Origin of the sequence: Flavobacterium sp. NRK F7 (genome assembly GCF_024054195.1) — a bacterium.
Lineage (GTDB): Bacteria > Bacteroidota > Bacteroidia > Flavobacteriales > Flavobacteriaceae > Flavobacterium.
In genome coordinates, this window is the sequence record NZ_JAMXLB010000001.1 from 1,525,257 (window position 1) to 1,546,049 (window position 20,793).

Consider the following 20,793-nt stretch of genomic DNA (forward strand, 5'->3'; position numbering starts at 1 on the left):
AACTAAGATTAAATTATTAAATCATGGCAAAAGGAAATTTTGATCGTTCCAAACCACACTTAAACATTGGTACTATCGGACACGTTGACCACGGAAAAACTACTTTAACAGCTGCAATTACTAAAGTATTAGCTGATGCTGGTTTTTCAGAAGCTAAATCATTCGATCAGATTGATAACGCTCCAGAAGAAAAAGAAAGAGGTATTACAATTAATACATCTCACGTTGAATATGCAACTGCAAACCGTCACTACGCTCACGTTGACTGTCCAGGTCACGCGGATTACGTTAAGAACATGGTTACAGGTGCTGCGCAAATGGATGGTGCTATCCTTGTTGTTGCTGCAACAGATGGTCCTATGCCACAAACTCGTGAGCACATCCTTTTAGGTCGCCAAGTAGGTGTGCCAAGAATGGTTGTTTTCATGAACAAAGTTGATATGGTTGATGATGCTGAGTTATTAGAGCTTGTTGAAATGGAAATTAGAGATTTATTATCTTTCTATCAATATGATGGTGATAATGGTCCTGTTATCCAAGGTTCTGCTTTAGGAGCTTTAAATGGTGAGCCAAAATGGGTTGATACAGTTTTAGCTTTGATGGAAGCTGTTGATAACTGGATTGAATTACCTGCTCGTGATGTTGATAAGCCTTTCTTAATGCCTGTTGAGGACGTATTTACAATTACTGGTCGTGGAACTGTTGCTACAGGTCGTATCGAAACAGGTATTGCGAACACTGGAGATCCAGTTGAAATCGTTGGTATGGGTGCTGAGAAATTAACTTCAACTATTACAGGTATTGAGATGTTCCGTCAAATCCTTGATAGAGGAGAGGCTGGAGATAATGCAGGTATCTTATTAAGAGGTATTGCTAAAGAAGATATCAAAAGAGGTATGGTTATCGTTAAACCAGGATCTGTTAAGCCACATGCTCACTTTAAAGCAGAGGTTTATATCTTGAAAAAAGAAGAAGGTGGACGTCATACTCCATTCCACAATAACTACCGTCCTCAGTTCTATGTACGTACAACTGACGTTACAGGTACTATTACTTTACCAGCTGGTGTAGAGATGGTTATGCCAGGTGATAACTTAACTATTGAAGTTAAATTATTAAGTGCTATTGCATTGTCTGTTGGATTACGTTTCGCAGTTCGTGAAGGTGGTAGAACAGTTGGTGCTGGTCAGGTAACTGAAATCTTAGACTAATTTTAAGTCTATAAATAAATAAAAAGCCAGTTGATTTTTCAACTGGCTTATAATAAACGGGCGTAGTACAAGGGCTAGTATAGTGGTCTCCAAAACCATTGATGGGGGTTCGAATCCCTCCGCCCGTGCAAATCATATAAAATAATGGCAAAATTTGTTAACTATATTTCAGAAGCATTTCAAGAATTGAAATCTAACGTAACATGGCCTGAATGGGCTGAAGTGCAACGTCTAACTATTATTGTTGCTTTGTTTTCAGTGATTTTTGCGCTTTTGACTTTTGGAGTAGATCAATTGTTTGTTAAAGCTTTAGAAGGCTTTCATAACTTGCTAAGATAAGATCATGGCGGATAATAATGTGAAAAAATGGTATGTTGTTAGAGCGGTAAGTGGTCAGGAAAATAAAGTGAAAGCTTATATTGAGTCTGAAACGCTTCGTTTGGGCATGTCTGACTATGTTTCTCAAGTTTTAGTTCCGACTGAAAAGGTGGTTCAAGTAAGAGATGGAAAAAAAATAGCTAAGGAAAAAGTCTATTTTCCTGGTTATATTATGATTGAGGCAAATCTTACTGGTGAAGTTCCGCATATTATTAAATCAATTCCTGGAGTAATTGGTTTTTTAGGTGAGACTAAAGGAGGAGAACCTGTGCCATTGAGAATGTCTGAGGTAAATAGAATGTTAGGTAAAGTGGATGAGTTATCTGTAAAAGTAGATAACGTGTCTATTCCTTTTTCTGTTGGTGAAACAGTTAAGGTTATTGATGGTCCATTTAATGGTTTTAATGGAGCAATTGAAAAAGTTAATGAAGAAAAGCGTAAACTTGAAGTAATGGTGAAAATTTTCGGAAGAAAAACACCGTTAGAGTTGAGTTTTATGCAAGTAGAAAAAGTATAATCAGTTACATATATAAATCACATCAATCGCTTCCAATTGATAGATGTGCTAAATTTTTTTAAAAATGGCAAAAGAAGTTAGTAAAGTAGTTAAACTACAAGTTAAGGGAGGTGCTGCGAATCCATCGCCACCGGTTGGACCTGCTTTGGGGGCTGCTGGGGTTAACATCATGGAGTTTTGTAAGCAATTTAATGCTAGAACTCAAGATAAACCTGGCAAAGTTTTACCAGTACAAATTACTGTGTATAAAGACAAGTCTTTCGATTTTGTTGTAAAAACGCCACCTGCTGCAATTCAAATTTTAGAAGCAGCAAAAGTTAAGTCTGGTTCAGGTGAACCAAATCGTAAAAAAGTAGCTAGTGTTACTTGGGATCAAATCAGAACTATCGCTGAAGACAAAATGCCTGATCTTAATGCTTTTACAATTGAAAAAGCAATGAGTATGGTTGCAGGTACAGCTAGATCTATGGGTATAACAGTATCAGGAAACGCTCCTTTTTAATCGTTAAATTGAATTAGACATGGCAAAATTGACAAAAAAGCAAAAAGAGGCTGCTTCAAAAATTGAAAAGAACAAACAATATACTTTAAAAGATGCAGCTGCATTAATTAAAGTGGTTTCTTCTGCAAAATTTGATGAGTCTGTGGATATAGCTGTTCGTTTAGGAGTTGATCCTAGAAAAGCGAACCAAATGGTTAGAGGTGTTGTAACTTTACCTCACGGAACAGGAAAAGATGTTCGTGTGTTAGCTTTAGTTACACCAGATAAAGAAGAAGAGGCTAAAGCTGCTGGTGCTGACCACGTAGGTTTAGATGATTATCTTCAAAAAATAAAAGACGGTTGGACAGATGTGGATGTAATCATCACGATGCCTGCTGTAATGGGTAAATTAGGGCCTTTAGGTCGTGTATTAGGACCGAGAGGTTTAATGCCAAACCCAAAAACAGGTACAGTAACTATGGATGTTGCAAAAGCTGTTCAAGAAGTTAAAGCTGGTAAAATCGATTTTAAAGTTGATAAAACTGGTATTGTGCACGCTGGAATAGGTAAAGTATCTTTTGATGCTGATAAAATCTATGACAATGCTCACGAAATTATTCAAACATTAATCAAATTAAAACCAACTGCAGCTAAAGGTACTTATATTAAGTCAATCCACTTATCAAGTACAATGAGTCCTGCTATTGCTTTAGATCCTAAGGCAGTATAATTTGGTAGTTAAAAATTTTTAGTATGACTAGAGAAGAAAAATCAATCGCTATTGAAGATTTAACTGCAAAGTTAGCGGGAGTAAATGTTATTTATTTAGCAGATACTTCAGGACTAGATGCAGATTCTACTTCAAACTTAAGAAGAGCTTGTTTTAAAGCTGGTATCAAATTAGAGGTGGTTAAAAATACATTGCTTGAAAAAGCTATGGAAGCTTCTGATACTGATTTTGGTGATTTGCCATCAGTTTTAAAAGGAAACACTTCTGTAATGATTTCAGATGTTGCTAATGCTCCTGCGAAAATTATCAAAGAATTTCGTAAGAAAGGTAGCAAGCCAATTTTAAAAGGGGCTTACATTACTGAGGACATTTATATTGGTGATGATAACCTTGATAAATTAGCTTCTATTAAATCTAGAGCTGAAGTTATCGGTGAAATTATCGGTTTATTACAATCACCAGCTCAAAGAGTTATCGCTGCTCTTCAAAACCAAGAAGGAAAAGAAGAATCAGCAGAATAAAAAAAGAACGCGCTTTAATAAATTATAATTTTTACAAAACATTTTAAAAGATAGAAAAATGGCAGATTTGAAACAATTCGCAGAACAATTAGTTAATTTAACTGTTAAAGAAGTTAATGAACTAGCAACAATATTAAAAGATGAGTATGGTATCGAGCCAGCTGCTGCTGCAGTTGTAGTTTCTGGAGGAGGAGACGGTGCTGGTGCTGCTGCTGAGCAAACAGAATTTACAGTAGTATTAAAAGATGCTGGTGCTTCTAAATTAGCTGTTGTAAAAGCAGTAAAAGAATTAACTGGTTTAGGTCTTAAAGAAGCTAAAGATATGGTAGATGCTGCTCCTGCTAACGTTAAAGAAGGAGTTTCTAAAGATGAGGCTGAAGGTCTTAAGAAAGCTTTAGAAGAAGCTGGTGCTGTAGTTGAGCTTAAATAAGTTAAACTAAGGTAAAAAACCAGGTTTAGGCCTTGAGATTTAATCTCAAAGGCCTAAACCATTTTTCGTATAAGAAGATTAAGGTTTTAATTTTCAAAAATGAAAAAAAATGTAATCAATACGAAGAAAGAAAATAGACTATCTTTCCTGGTATATTTTTAAAGATGTATTGATTATTTAAAAAGGAAGTATAAATTGAAATAGTGTTTTTACACAAAAAAAAATTACTTTTTTTAAATCAAAATTTTGTCCATAGATGATAACTAATCAGACTGAAAGATTAAATTTTGCTTCTACAAAGAACATACCTAATTATCCGGATTTTTTGGATATTCAGGTAAAATCTTTTAAGGATTTTTTCCAATTGGAAACGAAATCTGACGAAAGAGGCAACGAAGGTCTTTATAACACCTTCATGGAAAATTTCCCAATAACGGATACGAGAAATCAATTCGTTTTAGAGTTTCTAGATTACTTTATTGACCCACCAAGGTATACAATTGAAGAATGTATTGATAGAGGTTTAACATATAGTGTGCCTTTAAAAGCAAGACTTAAATTATATTGTACGGATCCTGAGCATGAAGATTTTGAAACAATTGTCCAAGATGTTTATTTGGGAACCATACCTTATATGACGCCTAGTGGTACTTTCGTAATCAATGGAGCAGAGCGAGTAGTTGTATCTCAATTACATCGTTCACCAGGGGTTTTCTTTGGACAATCCTTCCATGCGAATGGAACTAAATTATATTCTGCAAGAATTATTCCTTTTAAAGGATCTTGGATAGAATTTGCAACAGATATCAATAGTGTAATGTACGCTTACATTGATAGAAAGAAAAAACTACCTGTAACTACTTTATTCAGAGCTATCGGATTTGAAAGAGATAAAGATATCTTAGAAATTTTTGATTTAGCAGAAGAAATTAAAGTGTCTAAAACAGGTATTAAAAAATATATCGGAAGAAAACTTGCTGCACGTGTTTTAAATACTTGGCATGAAGACTTCGTAGATGAAGATACTGGAGAAGTTGTATCCATTGAGCGAAATGAAATTATTTTAGATCGTGATACAATTTTAGACAAAGATAATGTTGAAGAAATTATTGATGCAGATGTTAAAGCTATTCTTTTACATAAAGAAGACAATAATGCTGCTGATTATACTATTATTCACAATACATTACAAAAAGACCCAACAAACTCTGAAAAAGAAGCTGTTGAACATATTTATAGACAATTACGTAACGCAGAACCGCCTGATGAAGAAACGGCTCGCGGTATTATAGATAAATTATTCTTTTCAGATCAACGTTATAACTTAGGTGAAGTTGGTCGTTATAGAATGAACAAAAAATTACAGTTGGATATTCCTATGGAGAAGCAAGTCTTAACCAAAGAGGATATCATAACTATCGTTAAATATTTGATTGAGTTAATTAACTCTAAAGCAGAGATTGATGATATCGATCACTTATCTAACAGACGTGTAAGAACAGTTGGTGAACAATTGTCTTCACAATTTGGTGTTGGACTTGCTCGTATGGCAAGAACCATTAGAGAGCGAATGAATGTTAGAGATAATGAGGTGTTTACGCCAATCGATTTGATTAATGCAAAAACATTATCTTCTGTAATCAATTCTTTCTTTGGTACGAATCAGCTATCTCAATTTATGGATCAAACGAATCCTTTAGCTGAGATTACGCATAAACGTCGTTTATCTGCTCTTGGACCTGGTGGTTTATCTAGAGAAAGAGCTGGTTTCGAGGTTCGTGACGTTCACTATACGCATTATGGTCGTTTATGTCCAATTGAAACTCCAGAAGGTCCAAACATTGGTTTGATTTCTTCTTTAGGAGTGTATGCTAAAGTAAACGGAATGGGATTCATTGAAACTCCTTATCGTCCAGTTACGGATGGTGTGGTTGATTTAGAATCAGAACCAATTTATTTAAGTGCTGAAGAAGAAGAAGGAAAAATGATTGCACAAGCAAACATTGAAATGGATAATGCGGGTAAAATTACAGCTGAAAAAGTTATTGCTCGTGAAGAAGGTGATTTCCCAGTTGTGGAACCAAATGTAGTTCACTATACTGACGTTGCACCAAATCAAATTGCTTCTATCTCCGCTTCATTAATTCCTTTCTTAGAGCATGATGACGCGAACCGTGCCTTGATGGGATCAAACATGATGCGTCAGGCAGTTCCTTTGTTAAGACCAGAATCTCCAATTGTTGGTACTGGTTTAGAAAGACAAGTGGCTTCTGATTCTCGTGTACTTATTAATGCTGAAGGTGATGGTATCGTTACTTATGTAGACGCTAATAAAATTACCATCAAGTACGATAGAACGGAAGAGGAAAGAATGGTAAGTTTTGAAGAAGATGAAAAAACATACCAATTAATTAAATTTAGAAAAACGAACCAAAGTACTTCAATCAACTTAAAACCAATCGTTAGAAAAGGTGATAAAGTTGCTAAAGGACAAGTACTTTGTGAAGGATATGCAACACAAAATGGAGAGTTAGCTTTAGGTAGAAACTTAAAAGTAGCCTTCATGCCTTGGAAAGGTTATAACTTCGAGGATGCGATTGTAATTTCTGAAAAAGTTGTTCGTGATGATATTTTTACTTCTATTCATATAGATGATTATTCATTAGAAGTTCGTGATACGAAATTAGGTAATGAAGAATTAACAAATGACATTCCAAACGTTTCTGAAGAAGCTACTAAAGACTTAGATGAGAATGGAATGATTCGTATTGGTGCAGAAGTAAAACCTGGTGATATTCTTATCGGGAAAATCACTCCAAAAGGGGAATCTGATCCAACACCAGAAGAAAAATTATTACGTGCTATCTTTGGTGATAAAGCAGGTGATGTAAAAGATGCTTCGTTAAAAGCTTCTCCATCATTACACGGTGTTGTTTTAGACAAAAAGTTATTTGCTAAAGCAGTTAAAGATAAACGTAAACGTTCAAAAGATAAAGAAGATATCGATAAACTTGACATCGAGTTTGAAGTTAAATTCAATGAATTAAAAGATAAGTTAATCGAAAAATTATTTGTTATCATTGATGGAAAAACATCTCAAGGTGTAATGAACGATTTAGGTGAAGAAGTATTACCAAAAGGTAAGAAATTCACTAAAAAAATGTTACAATCAGTAGATGATTTTGCTCACTTGACAAAAGGACAATGGACGACTGATGATGCAACAAATAAAATGGTGAATGACTTAGTTCATAACTATAAAATTAAGTTGAATGACTTACAAGGTTGGTTAAGAAGAGAGAAGTTTACAATCACTGTTGGAGATGAGTTACCAGCTGGAATTTTGAAATTAGCTAAAGTATACATCGCTAAAAAACGTAAGTTAAAAGTAGGGGATAAAATGGCGGGTCGTCACGGTAACAAAGGTATTGTTGCTAGAATTGTACGTCATGAAGATATGCCTTTCTTAGAAGATGGAACACCAGTTGATATCGTATTGAACCCACTTGGGGTACCATCTCGTATGAACATTGGTCAAATTTATGAAACCGTATTAGGATGGGCTGGAATGAACTTAGGAAGAAAGTTCGCTACTCCTATTTTTGACGGAGCTTCACTTGATCAAATCAATGCTTTAACTGATGAAGCTGGAATTCCAAGATTCGGTCATACCTATTTATATGATGGTGGTACTGGAGAGCGTTTCCATCAGCCAGCAACTGTGGGTGTAATTTACATGTTGAAATTAGGACACATGGTAGATGATAAAATGCACGCTCGTTCTATTGGTCCATACTCTTTAATTACGCAACAACCATTAGGAGGTAAAGCTCAGTTCGGAGGTCAGCGTTTTGGAGAAATGGAGGTTTGGGCACTTGAAGCATATGGTGCATCAAGTACTTTAAGAGAAATATTGACGGTTAAATCTGATGATGTAATCGGTAGAGCTAAAACTTACGAGTCAATCGTAAAAGGAGAAACAATGCCAGAACCAGGATTACCTGAATCATTCAATGTATTAATGCATGAATTGAAAGGTCTTGGTTTAGACATCAGATTAGAAGAATAAATAAAGCAGTAACAGTCTCAGTCGCAGTAATCAGTTTTGCGACTGAATACTGAGGCTGTTACCCTTAATTGGGGACTGTATCACTGAACAAAAAGTTTTTTACAAAAAATCGATAGTAATCAGATCATGACAAGATTAAAAGATAAAAACACCGTTAAAAGATTTAACAGAATTACGATAGGATTGGCTTCACCAGAATCTATTTTGGCAGAGTCAAGAGGTGAGGTTTTAAAGCCTGAAACTATTAACTATCGTACGCACAAACCTGAAAGAGATGGTCTTTTCTGTGAAAGAATCTTCGGACCAGTAAAGGATTATGAATGTGCCTGCGGAAAATATAAAAGAATCCGTTATAAAGGGATTGTTTGTGACCGTTGTGGTGTTGAAGTAACAGAAAAGAAAGTTCGTAGAGATAGAGTAGGTCACATTAATTTAGTGGTGCCTATTGCTCATATCTGGTATTTCCGTTCGTTACCAAATAAAATTGGTTACATTTTAGGATTGCCTTCTAAGAAATTAGATATGATTATTTACTACGAAAGATACGTAGTAATTCAACCAGGTATTGCTAAAGGACCAGAAGGTGAAACTTTAAATAAATTAGATTTCTTAACAGAAGAAGAGTATTTGAATATTTTAGATACCCTTCCAATGGAAAATCAATATTTAGATGATACAGATCCAAATAAATTCATCGCTAAAATGGGTGCTGAATGTATTATGGATTTATTATCAAGAATTGACTTAGATTCATTGTCGTTTGAATTGCGTCATGCAGCAAACACAGAGACATCTAAACAACGTAAAACGGAGGCTTTAAAACGTTTAAATATCGTTGAGTCTTTCCGTGAAGCTAACTTAAACAGAGAGAATCTTCCAGAATGGATGATTTTAAAAGTAATTCCGGTTATTCCACCAGAATTGCGTCCGTTGGTGCCACTAGATGGAGGTCGTTTCGCAACTTCAGATTTAAATGATTTGTACAGAAGAGTAATCATTCGTAACAATCGTTTGAAAAGATTAGTAGAAATTAAAGCTCCTGAAGTTATCTTACGTAACGAAAAACGTATGCTTCAAGAAGCAGTAGATTCGTTATTCGATAATACAAGAAAAGCATCTGCTGTTAAGACAGAATCAAACAGACCTTTAAAATCATTATCGGATTCCTTAAAAGGTAAACAAGGTCGTTTCCGTCAAAACTTATTAGGTAAACGTGTAGATTATTCAGCTCGTTCTGTAATTGTTGTAGGACCTGAATTAAAAATGTATGAGTGTGGTTTACCAAAAGATATGGCAGCTGAATTATACAAACCTTTTGTAATTCGTAAATTAATTGAAAGAGGTATTGTTAAAACGGTAAAATCAGCTAAGAAAATTATTGATAAAAAAGAGCCAGTAGTATGGGATATCTTAGAGAATGTAATCAAAGGACATCCAGTATTATTGAATCGTGCTCCTACGCTTCACCGTTTAGGTATTCAAGCTTTCCAACCAAAATTAATCGAAGGAAAAGCAATCCAGTTACACCCGTTAACGTGTACTGCATTTAATGCCGATTTCGATGGTGACCAGATGGCTGTTCACTTACCTTTAGGCCCAGAAGCAATTTTAGAAGCACAATTATTAATGTTAGCTTCTCATAATATCTTGAACCCGGCGAATGGTGCTCCAATTACTGTACCTTCTCAGGACATGGTTCTTGGTTTATATTATATGACAAAAGAGCGTTTATCTACTCCTGAAATGAAAGTTAAAGGAGAAGGTTTAACTTTTTATTCGGCTGAAGAGGTAAATATCGCAATTAATGAAGGTAAATTAGACTTAAATGCGCGTATTAAAGTAAGAGCAAAAGATTTCAATGAAAATGGAGAATTAGTTTATAAAATAATTCAAACTACTGCAGGTAGAGTTTTATTTAATGAGGTAGTTCCTGAAAAAGCTGGTTATATCAACGAAGTCTTAACTAAAAAATCTTTACGTGATATTATTGGTAAAATCTTAGGTGTAACAGATGTACCTACAACTGCTGCTTTTTTAGATGATATGAAAAATATGGGTTATAAATTCGCTTTCCAAGGTGGTTTATCATTCAGTTTAGGGGATATTATTATTCCTGAAAAGAAACAAGATTTAATTGCAGATGCAAATGAACAAGTTGAAGCAATTACAATGAATTATAACATGGGTCTTATTACGAATAATGAGCGTTATAATCAGGTAATTGATGTTTGGACATCTACTAATGCATTGTTAACTGAATTAGCAATGAAAAACATTAGAGAAGACCAACAAGGATTCAACTCGGTATATATGATGCTTGATTCTGGAGCAAGGGGTTCTAAAGAGCAAATTCGTCAGTTAACCGGTATGCGTGGTTTGATGGCTAAACCTAAAAAATCAACTGCTGGAGGTGGTGAAATTATTGAAAATCCTATTCTTTCTAACTTTAAAGAAGGATTATCAATCTTAGAATACTTTATCTCAACTCACGGTGCTCGTAAAGGTCTTGCGGATACCGCTCTTAAAACTGCCGATGCAGGATACTTAACAAGAAGGTTACATGACGTATCTCAAGATGTTATTGTAAACTCTGTAGATTGTGGTACTTTAAGAGGAATTGAGGTTACAGCATTAAAGAAAAATGAAGAAATTGTTGAGTCTTTAGGAGAAAGAATTTTAGGTCGTGTAGCTTTACATGATGTAATCAATCCTTTAACTTCTGAAGTATTAGTTCCAGCTGGTGAACAAATAACAGAAGCGTTAGTTAAGAAAATTGAGAACTCTCCTTTAGAAAGAATTGAAGTACGTTCTCCATTAACTTGTGAAGCTGAAAAAGGTATTTGTGCTAAATGTTACGGAAGAAACTTAGCAACTGGTAAAATGACTCAAAAAGGAGAAGCTGTTGGAGTTATTGCTGCACAGTCAATTGGTGAGCCTGGTACACAGTTAACACTTCGTACGTTCCACGTTGGAGGGGTTGCTGGAGGTTTATCGGAAGAATCAAGTATTGTTACTAAATTTGCAGGTCGTTTAGAAATTGAAGATTTAAAAACAGTTATCGGAGAAGATGCTGAAGGAAATTCAGTAGATATTGTAATTTCTCGTTCTACGGAGTTAAAATTAGTAGATGTAACTACTGGTATCGTTTTAAATACACATAATATTCCTTATGGTTCTAGTATTTTTGTAAAAGACGGTGAAACTGTTGAAAAAGGAACTACTATCTGTAAATGGGACCCATATAACGGAGTTATTATTTCTGAATTTACGGGTAAAGTAGAATATGAAGATATCAAGCAAGGGGATTCGTTTGTAGTTGAAATTGACGAACAGACTGGTTTCCAAGAAAAAGTAATTTCTGAATCTCGTAATAAAAAATTAATTCCTACTTTACATATCTATGGTAAAGATGGTGAGTTAATTCGTTCGTACAACTTACCAGTAGGAGCTCACTTAATGGTTGATGATGGAGAGAAAATTAAAGCAGGTAAAATTTTAGTAAAAATTCCTCGTCGTTCCTCTAAAGCAGGTGATATTACAGGAGGTTTACCAAGAATTACAGAGCTTTTAGAAGCGCGTAATCCTTCTAACCCAGCTGTAGTTTCTGAAATAGATGGTGTTGTTACTTTTGGTAAAATTAAGAGAGGAAACAGAGAGATTGCAATCGAATCTAAATTTGGTGAAGTAAAGAAATATTTAGTAAAACTTTCGAACCAAATCTTAGTTCAAGAGAATGACTATGTAAAAGCGGGAATGCCTCTTTCTGATGGTGCAATTACACCAGAAGATATCTTAAGAATTAAAGGTCCATCTGCTGTACAACAGTACTTGGTAAATGAAATTCAAGAAGTATACCGTTTACAAGGGGTAAAAATTAATGACAAACACTTTGAGGTAGTTATTCGTCAAATGATGCGTAAAGTAAGAATTGAAGACGCTGGGGATACTTTATTCCTAGAAGATCAATTGGCTCACACGAGCGACTTTATCGTTGAAAATGATAAATTATACGGAATGAAAGTGGTTGAAGATGCTGGAGATTCTCAAAATCTTAAAGCAGGTCAAATCATTACTCCTCGTCAGTTACGTGATGAAAATTCTTTATTAAAACGTGAAGATAAAAACTTAGTAGTAGCTAGAGATATCATTACAGCAACGGCTACTCCAGTACTTCAAGGTATTACAAGAGCTTCATTACAAACAAAATCATTCATCTCTGCAGCATCGTTCCAAGAAACGACTAAAGTATTAAATGAGGCAGCGGTAGCTGGTAAAATCGATACTTTAGAAGGCTTGAAAGAAAATGTAATTGTAGGTCATAGAATTCCTGCAGGTACAGGTATGAGAGAATACGATAATACAATCGTAGGTTCTAAAGAAGAGTATAATGAATTAATGGCTGCTAAAGAAGAATTTAATTATTAATAAGTAGTAGTTCATTAAGTTTAAGTATAACCAAAAACCTAACAGATTTTTCTGTTAGGTTTTTTTAAATTAGCATTTATGGAAAATAATAACCAACAAGGTCAAATTAATATCGAGTTAGATGAAAAAACAGCAGAAGGAATTTATTCTAATCTAGCGATTATCAATCATTCTAACAGTGAATTTGTGGTCGATTTCATTGCAATTATGCCTGGTGTGCCCAAAGCAAAAGTAAAATCGCGTATTGTTTTAACACCACAACATGCCAAAAGATTATTAAAAGCGATGGCTGAAAATATTCAACGTTTTGAAGCGGCTCATGGCAAAATTGAAGAAGGAGAACAACCTCAAGTACCTTTAAATTTTGGACCAACAGGTCAAGCATAAATAAAAAAACCATTTAGGTCAAATCCAGCTAAATGGTTTTATTTTTTACTTTAAAATCGAATTTCTATTTCTATGAATATTGTTACAATTGAGAAAGAACAGCTATCAATCGTAAAAGATTTGGCCTATGCTATTTGGCCTGTTGCTTATGCTGAAATTTTAAGCCAAGAACAATTGGAATATATGCTTTCTATGTTCTATTCTGAAGAGGCTTTAATAGCGCAATTAGAAAAAGGCCATGTTTTTTACTTGGTGCAAAATAACTCGGGCGATTATTTAGGATTCGTTTCCTACGAATTAAATTGTGAACGGAATAAAACTAAAATTCATAAAATATATGTATTACCTGAAACTCAAGGTTTAGGTTTAGGAAAATTATTGTTTGAAAAGGTAAAAGAAGAAGCTTTAAAAGCAAACCAAAAAGCAATTTTCTTAAACGTAAACAAATACAATCAAGCGAAGTTTTTTTATGAAAAACTGGGCTTAGTAATTGTAAAAGAAGAAGTTATCGATATAGGTTGCAATTACGTAATGGACGATTATGTGATGGAATTGGCTTTTTAATGGATTATCTATTGCGGTCTCTATAATTCCTTTTTCCTGTAAACTTACTTTTGTTACTGGGTAAACTGGCTTCTTCGGTCTTACTAGAAGGTGCAATTAGCTGATTCAAATCTTTAATTTCTGTATTCGATAACAAGCGGTATTTCCCAATAGGAACATCTAAAGAAATATTGATAATTCGGGTGCGTTTCAAAGCAACTACTTCATAGTCTAAGTATTCACACATTCTACGAATTTGTCGGTTCAATCCCTGAGTCAAAACAATTCTGAAAACTGTTTTACTCACTTGTTCTACTTTACATTTGCGAGTTATAGTATCCAAAATCGGAATTCCATTACTCATTCGTTGAATAAAACGTTCCGTTATTGCTTTGTTTACCGTTACGATATATTCTTTTTCGTGATTGTTTCTAGCACGTAAAATCTTATTTACAATATCTCCATCATTCGTAAGAAAAATTAAACCTTCACTGGCTTTATCTAAACGGCCAATTGGAAAAATACGCTCTGGATAGTTGATGTAATCGATTATATTGTCTTTTACTTCTAAATTGGTAGTGCATTCAATTCCAGGAGGTTTGTTAAATGCTAAATAGATTTTGGCTTCTTTTTTTTCTTGAATCAATTCTCCATTCACACGAACTTCGTCGTCCGGACCCACTTTGGTTCCCATTTCTGGAACTTGTCCGTTAATCGTTACACGACCTTGTTCAATGAGTCGATCCGCTTCTCTACGCGAACAAAAACCTGATTCTGATAAAAACTTATTAACGCGAATTAAATTTCCTTCTTCCATGTAGCAAAGATAAGTTTTTTACCCGTTAAAGTACAGAAATTAATAGATGTGAGAAGTATATTTTTAGTTATTTGAAGCACTACACCATTGCTTTTGCAGAAAACGGTCCCGCTATTCGCTATATCTTTTTTATTTTCATCAGCCTTTATTAAAAAAAGTAAAAGTCTAGAAAATAAAAAAGGATGTCACTGCTATCGGGGCTAAAATATAAATTAAGTTCTTCTAAGAAGATAGGATAAAAAAAAATCCCGAAATATGCATTTCGGGATTTTTTATTTATAAGGAAATAAGAAATTATATTTTTGAGAATAATTGTTCCATTTCTTCTTTAACTTCATCAGCTAAAACGTTGTCAATTAAAATTCTACCACTATGCTCGTCCGTAATAATTTTTTTACGACCTGCAATTTCCATTTGAGTTTGTGGCGGAATTGTAAAGAAAGATCCTGCAGAAGCACCTCTTTCGATTGAAACTACTGCTAAACCATTACGAACACTATTTCTAATACGGTTGTAAGCACTTAATAAACGATCTTCAATTTGAGATTGATACTCTGCTGATTTTTCTAATAAGAAGTTTTCTTCTTTTTCAGTTTCAGACATAATATCGCTTAATTCCGATTTTTTGTGTTTCAAATGCTGTTGCTTTGCTTCTAATTTTTCTTTAGATTGTGCTAATACTTCTTTTTTATGTTCAATAGAGGCTTTCATTTCTTTAATGTGCTTCTCCGCTAATTGAATTTCTAATTCTTGATATTCTACTTCTTTTGTTAAAGAATTGAATTCTCTATTATTACGAACATTTTTTTGTTGCTCTAAATATTTCTTGATATTAGCTTTGTGATCATCGATGGCATTTTTCTTTTCCTTAATTTGCACATCAATAGTTTCTAAATCTGATTTTAATTTATCTAAACGAGTAGTTAGACCGGCAACTTCGTCTTCTAAATCTTCCACTTCAAGAGGAAGTTCACCTCTTACATTACGTATTTCATCAATCTTTGAGTCAACTAGCTGTAAAGCATAAAGTGCTCTTAATTTATCTTCTACGCTAAGTTCTTTTTTGTTTGCCATATTAAAAGTATTGAACAGGATTTGTATTTTCTTCTGATAAAACGACTGCAAAATTAGTGATTTTTTCTTTAAGATAATCAACAATATAATTTTTTGTGTATCTTTCACTTTCAAAATGACCAATATCTGCTAAAAGGAGCTTTCCTTCCGCTTCATAAAACTGATGGTATTTCAAATCTGCAGTGATAAAAGCATCTGCTCCAGCTTGTAAGGCAGCTTTAATAGCAAAACTACCTGAACCACCTAAAACAGCTACTTTTTTTATTTTTTTATGGGTAAAAGCGCTGTGTCGAATGCCTCCACATTGCATTTTTTCTTTTACATGTTGTAAGAAATCCATTTCTGATTTAGCTTCTGTTAATTCACCAATCATACCTAAGCCAATATTTTGATGTGTATTGGTTAAACTATAAAGCTCATAAGCAACTTCTTCGTACACATGATTTTTAAATAAAGCTGCTACGATTTTCGACTCTAAATGTTTTTCAAATGTAACTTCGATTTTAATTTCGGTACTTTCAACAAACTCAAAGCGTTCGCCAATTTCTGGGTTACTGTTTTCATTACCAAGATAGGTTCCTGTTCCTGCACTGTTAAAACTACAATCTTCATAATTACCTATTTTTCCAGCTCCAGCTTCAAATAAAGCATTTCGCAGTGTAATGGCATTTTCAGGAATGGTGTAGGTGACTAGCTTTTTGATGAAATTTTCTTTAGGAATTAAAATTTTGGTGTTTTCTAAACCCAGCGCATTACTTAAAATTTTATTAACACCTAATTGATGATTGTCTAAAGCGGTATGAACGGCATAAATAGCAATGTCATTTTTAATGGCTTTAATGACAGCTCTTTCGACGTAATTTTTACCAGTAATTTTCTTTAACCCTGAAAATAGAATAGGATGGAAGCATACCACTAAATTGCACTTTTTGGAAATTGCCTCATCAATAACAGCTTCTAATGCATCATGACACACTAAGATACCATGAATGGTTTCATTTCGATTCCCTACCAATAAGCCTACATTGTCAAAATCTTCCGCATAGGCTAGTGGAGCTAGTTCTTCAAGAGTTGCAATTATTTCAAAAAGTTTCATGTACAAATATTTATTTCAAAGATAAAAAAATGCTACTTTCGTACTATGATTTTTTTAAGAAAAGTATTATTTCCACTTGCAATTGTATATTGGATTATCACGTTTATACGTAATTTTTTTTACGATTTAGGGATTTTTAAAAGTCAGTCTTATGCACTTCCTGTAATAGCTGTTGGGAATTTAAGTGTAGGCGGTACAGGTAAAACTCCTCAAATCGAATATTTAATCCGATTGTTACACGATTATAAAATTGCGACTTTAAGTAGAGGATACAAAAGGGAATCTAAAGGGTTTATTTTAGCAGATGAATCGGTTTCTGCAAAAGAAATAGGTGACGAACCTTTTCAGTTTTTTTCAAAATTTCCGGATGTTTTAGTAGCTGTTGATGCCGACCGAAGAAATGGAATTAATCAATTACTAACGCATAACCCTCAGGTAATCTTATTAGACGATGCGTTTCAACATCGAAAAGTGAAAGCAGGATTTTATATTTTATTAACCGCTTATAATGACTTGTTTAGTGATGATTATATTTTGCCTTTTGGAAACTTAAGAGAACCAGAAATGGGTAAAAAAAGAGCAAACCTGATAATTGTCACCAAATGTCCCGAAGATTTATCGGAAATTGCGCAGGTAAAAATAAGGCAACAATTAATAGCAAAAGATATTCCCGTCTATTTTAGTACGATTGTATATGATGATTATTTGTATGGTGAAAGAGATCAAATTGAGGTAAAAGCGTTTGAGGAAAATATATTACTCTTAGCAGGTATTGCAAAACCGGAATTTTTTTTCGAGCATTTAAAAAGGGAAAAGGATACAGTTATGACTTTTCCAGATCATCATAATTTTGCAGAAGAGGATATTCAGAAAATTTTGAAAGTAGCCGAAGGAAGAAAAATTGTGACAACTGAAAAAGATTACATGCGTTTGCAAGGAAAATTACCAGTAAATCAATTGTATTATTTACCTATTCAGAGCAAAATAATAAACGATGCCTTAGGATTTAATTCTAAAATTTTAAATTATGTGGGAGAAAGTTCAAGAAACAGTTAATTACCTCATTGAGAAAACTAATTTTAAACCTGAATATGGAGTTGTTTTAGGTTCGGGTTTAGGTGGTTTTGCAGATGATATTCAAATTTTGCATACTATTTCGTATACAGAAATACCTAATTTTCCTGTTTCAACTGTACAAGGACACAAAGGAGCCTTGTTATTTGGATTAATTGGAGATAAAAAAGTCTTGGCCATGCAAGGTCGTTTTCACTACTATGAAGGGTATGATATGAAGCAAGTGACTTTTCCTATTCGTGTAATGAAGCAATTAGGAATTGAAAAACTAATTGTTTCCAATGCTTCTGGAGGTGTAAATCCTACTTTTAAAGTGGGTGATATTATGCTGATAAAAGATCATATTAATATGATGCCAGAACATCCTTTGAGAGGGCATAATGAGGAACGTTTTGGACCCCGTTTTGTAAATATGAGTGAACCCTATTCCAAAGCAATGTTGGCTAAATTAAAAGCAATTGCAACAACCATGCAAGTTGAAGTTCAAGAAGGCATTTATTTGGCATTACAAGGACCTACTTTTGAAACTTTAGCTGAATATAGAATGGTTCAAAATATGGGAGCAGATTGTGTAGGTATGTCAACAGTTCCTGAGGTTATTGTAGCTAAGCACATGAATATGGATTGTTTGGGAATTTCAGTGATTACCGATATGGGTAATGAAGAAAATATCGAAGAAGTAAACCATGAAGAAGTATTAGAAGCGGCTAAAAAAGCGGAACCGCACGTTAGAAATCTGATTAAAAGTTTTATTCTTCAGTTTTAGTTAAAAAACGGAATAAGATTTCATAAAATTCTTCAGGAACGAAAGGTTTCATGATTACTTCGTCCATACCATAGGACAATAACATTTCTCTGTTTTCATTCAGAGAAATAGCGGTAAGTGCTATAATAGGTATGGTAGGATTAAATTTTCTGATTTCTAAGGTTGCCTCAGTACCGTTTATACCTGGTAAATGTACATCCATCAAAACCAAATCATAGCCGTTTTCTTTAAGATGTTCAATAGCTTCTTCACCATTATCAATTGTATGAGAAGGAATGCCTTTTTGTTCCAGCATTTTTTGGGTAATCATTTGGTTGATTTTGTTGTCTTCAACCAAAAGAATTTTTTTCTGTTTTCCAGAATCTAATTTTTCTTTAGAAATACTTTCTTCTTTGTCTTTCTTTTCTTCTTTTCCTTTTTTAAAGGTTAGGTCAAAAGTTAAAGTCGTACCTCTATTGGTGTCGCTGTCTAAATGGATTTCGCTTCCTAATATTTCTACAATTTTTTTAACAATAGATAAACCTAAACCAGTTCCGCCATACGTTCGATTCACTTCAACAGAACCTTGACTAAAGCTTTCAAATATAGTAGCTTGTTTGTCTTTGGGTATTCCAATTCCATTATCTTTTACTTCGAAAGAAAGTGTGATTTTATTATTGGATTCACTTTTCTTATGAATGGAAAGCCAAACATCTCCGTTTTTGCTAAATTTAATGGCATTATTTACTAAATTGATGATAATCTGAGAAATTTTGGTAGGATCACCAATGATATTTGGATTGAAACTTTTGTCAACCAAAAGATGAAAATTAATATTGTTTTCTTCAATAAACTCGTTAAAGGATATTTTAATATTATCAATCAATTCTACTAGGTTGAAATTGATCTTTTCTACTAAGACTTTATCCGATTCTAAGCGGTTAATTTCTAAAATGTCATTAATAAAAGTAAGCAGATATTTTCCTGAAAACTCTAATGACTTTAGATAGTTTAATTGCGTGGCTTTAGGTTTTTCGTTTAACAGTAAATACGTAATCCCATTGATAGCATTTAAAGGGGTTCTTAATTCATGACTAACTGTTGCTAAAAATTCTGCTCTTGCTTTACTGGCTCTTTCAGCTTTGTTTTTTTCAATAGTTAATTCCTTATTTTTTTCTTTTAAAAGCTTGTTGGTGCTAATTCTAATTTTATTGTTTTTGTATAAGGATAAGCTTAATAACGATAAAATAGAAATTAAAGCGATACTTAAAATGCTAATTAGTTTGTTAAAGCGTAAGGAACGTTGTTGGATTTTTTTATCCTTGTCTAATTGTTCTATGGTTTTTAATTGTTTGTCAAACTGAATTTTGTCAAAGGTGTTTTCAGTTAACGAATGATTATAGTAATTTCCTAATGAGTCTACAATGTCAACATATTCTTCTAAGTAGGCTTGTGATTTTGAAAAATCTTTTTTGTACTTATGTGTTACACTTAATTGTTTTAAAATTTTCTTTTGTAGTTGAACGTTTTTAGAGTTACTCTCGTTTAGTTCTAATGCCCAATCAAAGTTTTCAATTGCCTGATCGTAGCGGTTATTAATAAGTTCAATTTCCCCAATTTGATAATAAGCTTCCACTTTAGTATTTATAAAAGCATCATTATTAATAGAATTGATAATGGATGAAAAAATGGAAATTGCTTTGTTATAGTTCTTTTTATTTTTTTGTATAATTCCTTTTTGAATGTTTATTAATTGAATAGCATCCTTAAAGTTCAATTTTTCGTAAATCTCACTCGCTTTTTTAAAATAAACTTCTGATAATTCTACTTTGTTTTTTTCGAGATAACATTTTCCTAAACTATAATAGGCTAATGCTAAATCTGAATTAGGTTCTTGAACTTTATAAAGGTTAATACTTCGAATGTAATTCTCAATAGCGGTATCTGTTTTTTCCAAATCATAGTAGATGTTTCCTAGAATAAGATAACATTCTGGAAGTTTATCATCTAGTTTTTGTTTTTTAGCATAATCAATTGCTTTTTCTGTGTAAACGATAGCTTTATTAAAAGAATGTTTGTCTTCTTTATTAAACGATGCAATCTCTAGATAATAATCTACACTATCATTTATTTGAGTTGTTTCTTTTAGAAGGGATTGCGCATTACTAAAAGTACAAAATAAGAAAAAAGCAAATAAGAAGCTTTTCATTAAAATCCGATTTTAAAGTAAACTTTTGGTCTAAACAGTTTATAACAAAAATATGTTTTTTTTCTGTGGAATACTATTTTTTTAAG

At 33.4% G+C, this 20,793-nt stretch carries 17 protein-coding genes and 1 tRNA gene; 14 read left to right on the forward strand and 4 right to left on the reverse strand.

The window, feature by feature from the left end; genetic code table 11:
* Window positions 1-23: 23 nt before the first annotated feature.
* The 12 genes from tuf to NHF47_RS06600 all read left to right on the forward strand — a co-directional run bounded on the left by tuf (window position 24) and on the right by NHF47_RS06600 (window position 13,713).
* The gene (gene tuf, locus NHF47_RS06545) at window positions 24-1,211 is read left to right on the forward strand and encodes an elongation factor Tu (protein ID WP_140997630.1); all 1,188 of its coding nucleotides are present in this window, start codon (window positions 24-26) and stop codon (window positions 1,209-1,211) included.
* Window positions 1,212-1,267: 56 nt separating this feature from the next.
* Window positions 1,268-1,339: transfer RNA gene (locus NHF47_RS06550), tRNA-Trp, on the forward strand.
* Window positions 1,340-1,355: 16 nt separating this feature from the next.
* Window positions 1,356-1,550, forward strand: coding sequence for a preprotein translocase subunit SecE (secE, locus tag NHF47_RS06555; RefSeq protein ID WP_140997629.1), 195 nt, complete (start codon window positions 1,356-1,358; stop codon window positions 1,548-1,550).
* A 4-nt stretch (window positions 1,551-1,554) separates the two neighbouring features.
* Window positions 1,555-2,106, forward strand: coding sequence for a transcription termination/antitermination protein NusG (gene nusG / locus NHF47_RS06560; RefSeq protein WP_140997628.1), 552 nt, complete (start codon window positions 1,555-1,557; stop codon window positions 2,104-2,106).
* A 64-nt stretch (window positions 2,107-2,170) separates the two neighbouring features.
* Complete coding sequence (rplK, locus tag NHF47_RS06565; protein ID WP_140997627.1) at window positions 2,171-2,608, forward strand: 50S ribosomal protein L11; 438 nt, start codon at window positions 2,171-2,173, stop codon at window positions 2,606-2,608.
* A gap of 19 nt (window positions 2,609-2,627) precedes the next feature.
* Window positions 2,628-3,317: a 50S ribosomal protein L1 gene (gene rplA / locus NHF47_RS06570; RefSeq protein ID WP_140997626.1), complete on the forward strand. Its 690-nt coding sequence runs from the start codon at window positions 2,628-2,630 to the stop codon at window positions 3,315-3,317.
* 23 nt (window positions 3,318-3,340) lie between these two features.
* Window positions 3,341-3,838, forward strand: a complete 498-nt coding sequence (gene rplJ / locus NHF47_RS06575; RefSeq protein ID WP_252764173.1) for a 50S ribosomal protein L10 — start codon at window positions 3,341-3,343, stop codon at window positions 3,836-3,838.
* Between the two features lie 58 nt (window positions 3,839-3,896).
* The gene (rplL, locus tag NHF47_RS06580; protein ID WP_140997624.1) at window positions 3,897-4,268 is read left to right on the forward strand and encodes a 50S ribosomal protein L7/L12; all 372 of its coding nucleotides are present in this window, start codon (window positions 3,897-3,899) and stop codon (window positions 4,266-4,268) included.
* A 256-nt stretch (window positions 4,269-4,524) separates the two neighbouring features.
* Entirely contained in the window at window positions 4,525-8,337 is a 3,813-nt protein-coding gene (gene rpoB, locus NHF47_RS06585; protein WP_252764174.1) for a DNA-directed RNA polymerase subunit beta, read from the forward strand.
* A gap of 126 nt (window positions 8,338-8,463) precedes the next feature.
* Window positions 8,464-12,762: a DNA-directed RNA polymerase subunit beta' gene (rpoC, locus tag NHF47_RS06590; RefSeq protein ID WP_252764175.1), complete on the forward strand. Its 4,299-nt coding sequence runs from the start codon at window positions 8,464-8,466 to the stop codon at window positions 12,760-12,762.
* Window positions 12,763-12,840: 78 nt separating this feature from the next.
* Window positions 12,841-13,149 carry a DUF3467 domain-containing protein gene (locus tag NHF47_RS06595; RefSeq protein ID WP_252764176.1) on the forward strand — a complete coding sequence of 103 codons (309 nt, stop codon included), beginning with the start codon at window positions 12,841-12,843 and terminating at the stop codon, window positions 13,147-13,149.
* 72 nt (window positions 13,150-13,221) lie between these two features.
* The gene (locus NHF47_RS06600) at window positions 13,222-13,713 is read left to right on the forward strand and encodes a GNAT family N-acetyltransferase (RefSeq protein WP_252764177.1); all 492 of its coding nucleotides are present in this window, start codon (window positions 13,222-13,224) and stop codon (window positions 13,711-13,713) included.
* A gap of 4 nt (window positions 13,714-13,717) precedes the next feature.
* On the opposite strand, the gene rluF is transcribed toward NHF47_RS06600, so the two are convergent.
* The 3 genes from rluF to NHF47_RS06615 form a co-directional block, all read right to left on the reverse strand.
* Window positions 13,718-14,509, reverse strand: coding sequence for a 23S rRNA pseudouridine(2604) synthase RluF (gene rluF, locus NHF47_RS06605; RefSeq protein WP_252764178.1), 792 nt, complete (start codon window positions 14,507-14,509; stop codon window positions 13,718-13,720).
* Window positions 14,510-14,803: 294 nt separating this feature from the next.
* The gene (locus NHF47_RS06610) at window positions 14,804-15,583 is read right to left on the reverse strand and encodes a zinc ribbon domain-containing protein (protein WP_252764179.1); all 780 of its coding nucleotides are present in this window, start codon (window positions 15,581-15,583) and stop codon (window positions 14,804-14,806) included.
* A gap of 1 nt (window position 15,584) precedes the next feature.
* Window positions 15,585-16,679 carry a Nif3-like dinuclear metal center hexameric protein gene (locus NHF47_RS06615; protein WP_252764180.1) on the reverse strand — a complete coding sequence of 365 codons (1,095 nt, stop codon included), beginning with the start codon at window positions 16,677-16,679 and terminating at the stop codon, window positions 15,585-15,587.
* Window positions 16,680-16,724: 45 nt separating this feature from the next.
* Here NHF47_RS06615 and lpxK point away from each other — a divergent pair, with 45 nt between their 5' ends.
* Entirely contained in the window at window positions 16,725-17,735 is a 1,011-nt protein-coding gene (gene lpxK, locus NHF47_RS06620; protein ID WP_252764181.1) for a tetraacyldisaccharide 4'-kinase, read from the forward strand.
* Entirely contained in the window at window positions 17,707-18,519 is an 813-nt protein-coding gene (locus tag NHF47_RS06625; RefSeq protein WP_252764182.1) for a purine-nucleoside phosphorylase, read from the forward strand. Before lpxK ends, NHF47_RS06625 begins: the two co-directional genes overlap by 29 nt.
* Here the strand turns inward: NHF47_RS06625 and NHF47_RS06630 are convergent.
* Window positions 18,503-20,707 (reverse strand): ATP-binding protein, encoded by a 2,205-nt coding sequence (locus tag NHF47_RS06630; protein WP_252764183.1) that lies wholly within the window; start codon window positions 20,705-20,707, stop codon window positions 18,503-18,505. The two genes, NHF47_RS06625 and NHF47_RS06630, sit on opposite strands and share 17 nt — an antisense overlap.
* Window positions 20,708-20,793 lie beyond the last annotated feature (86 nt).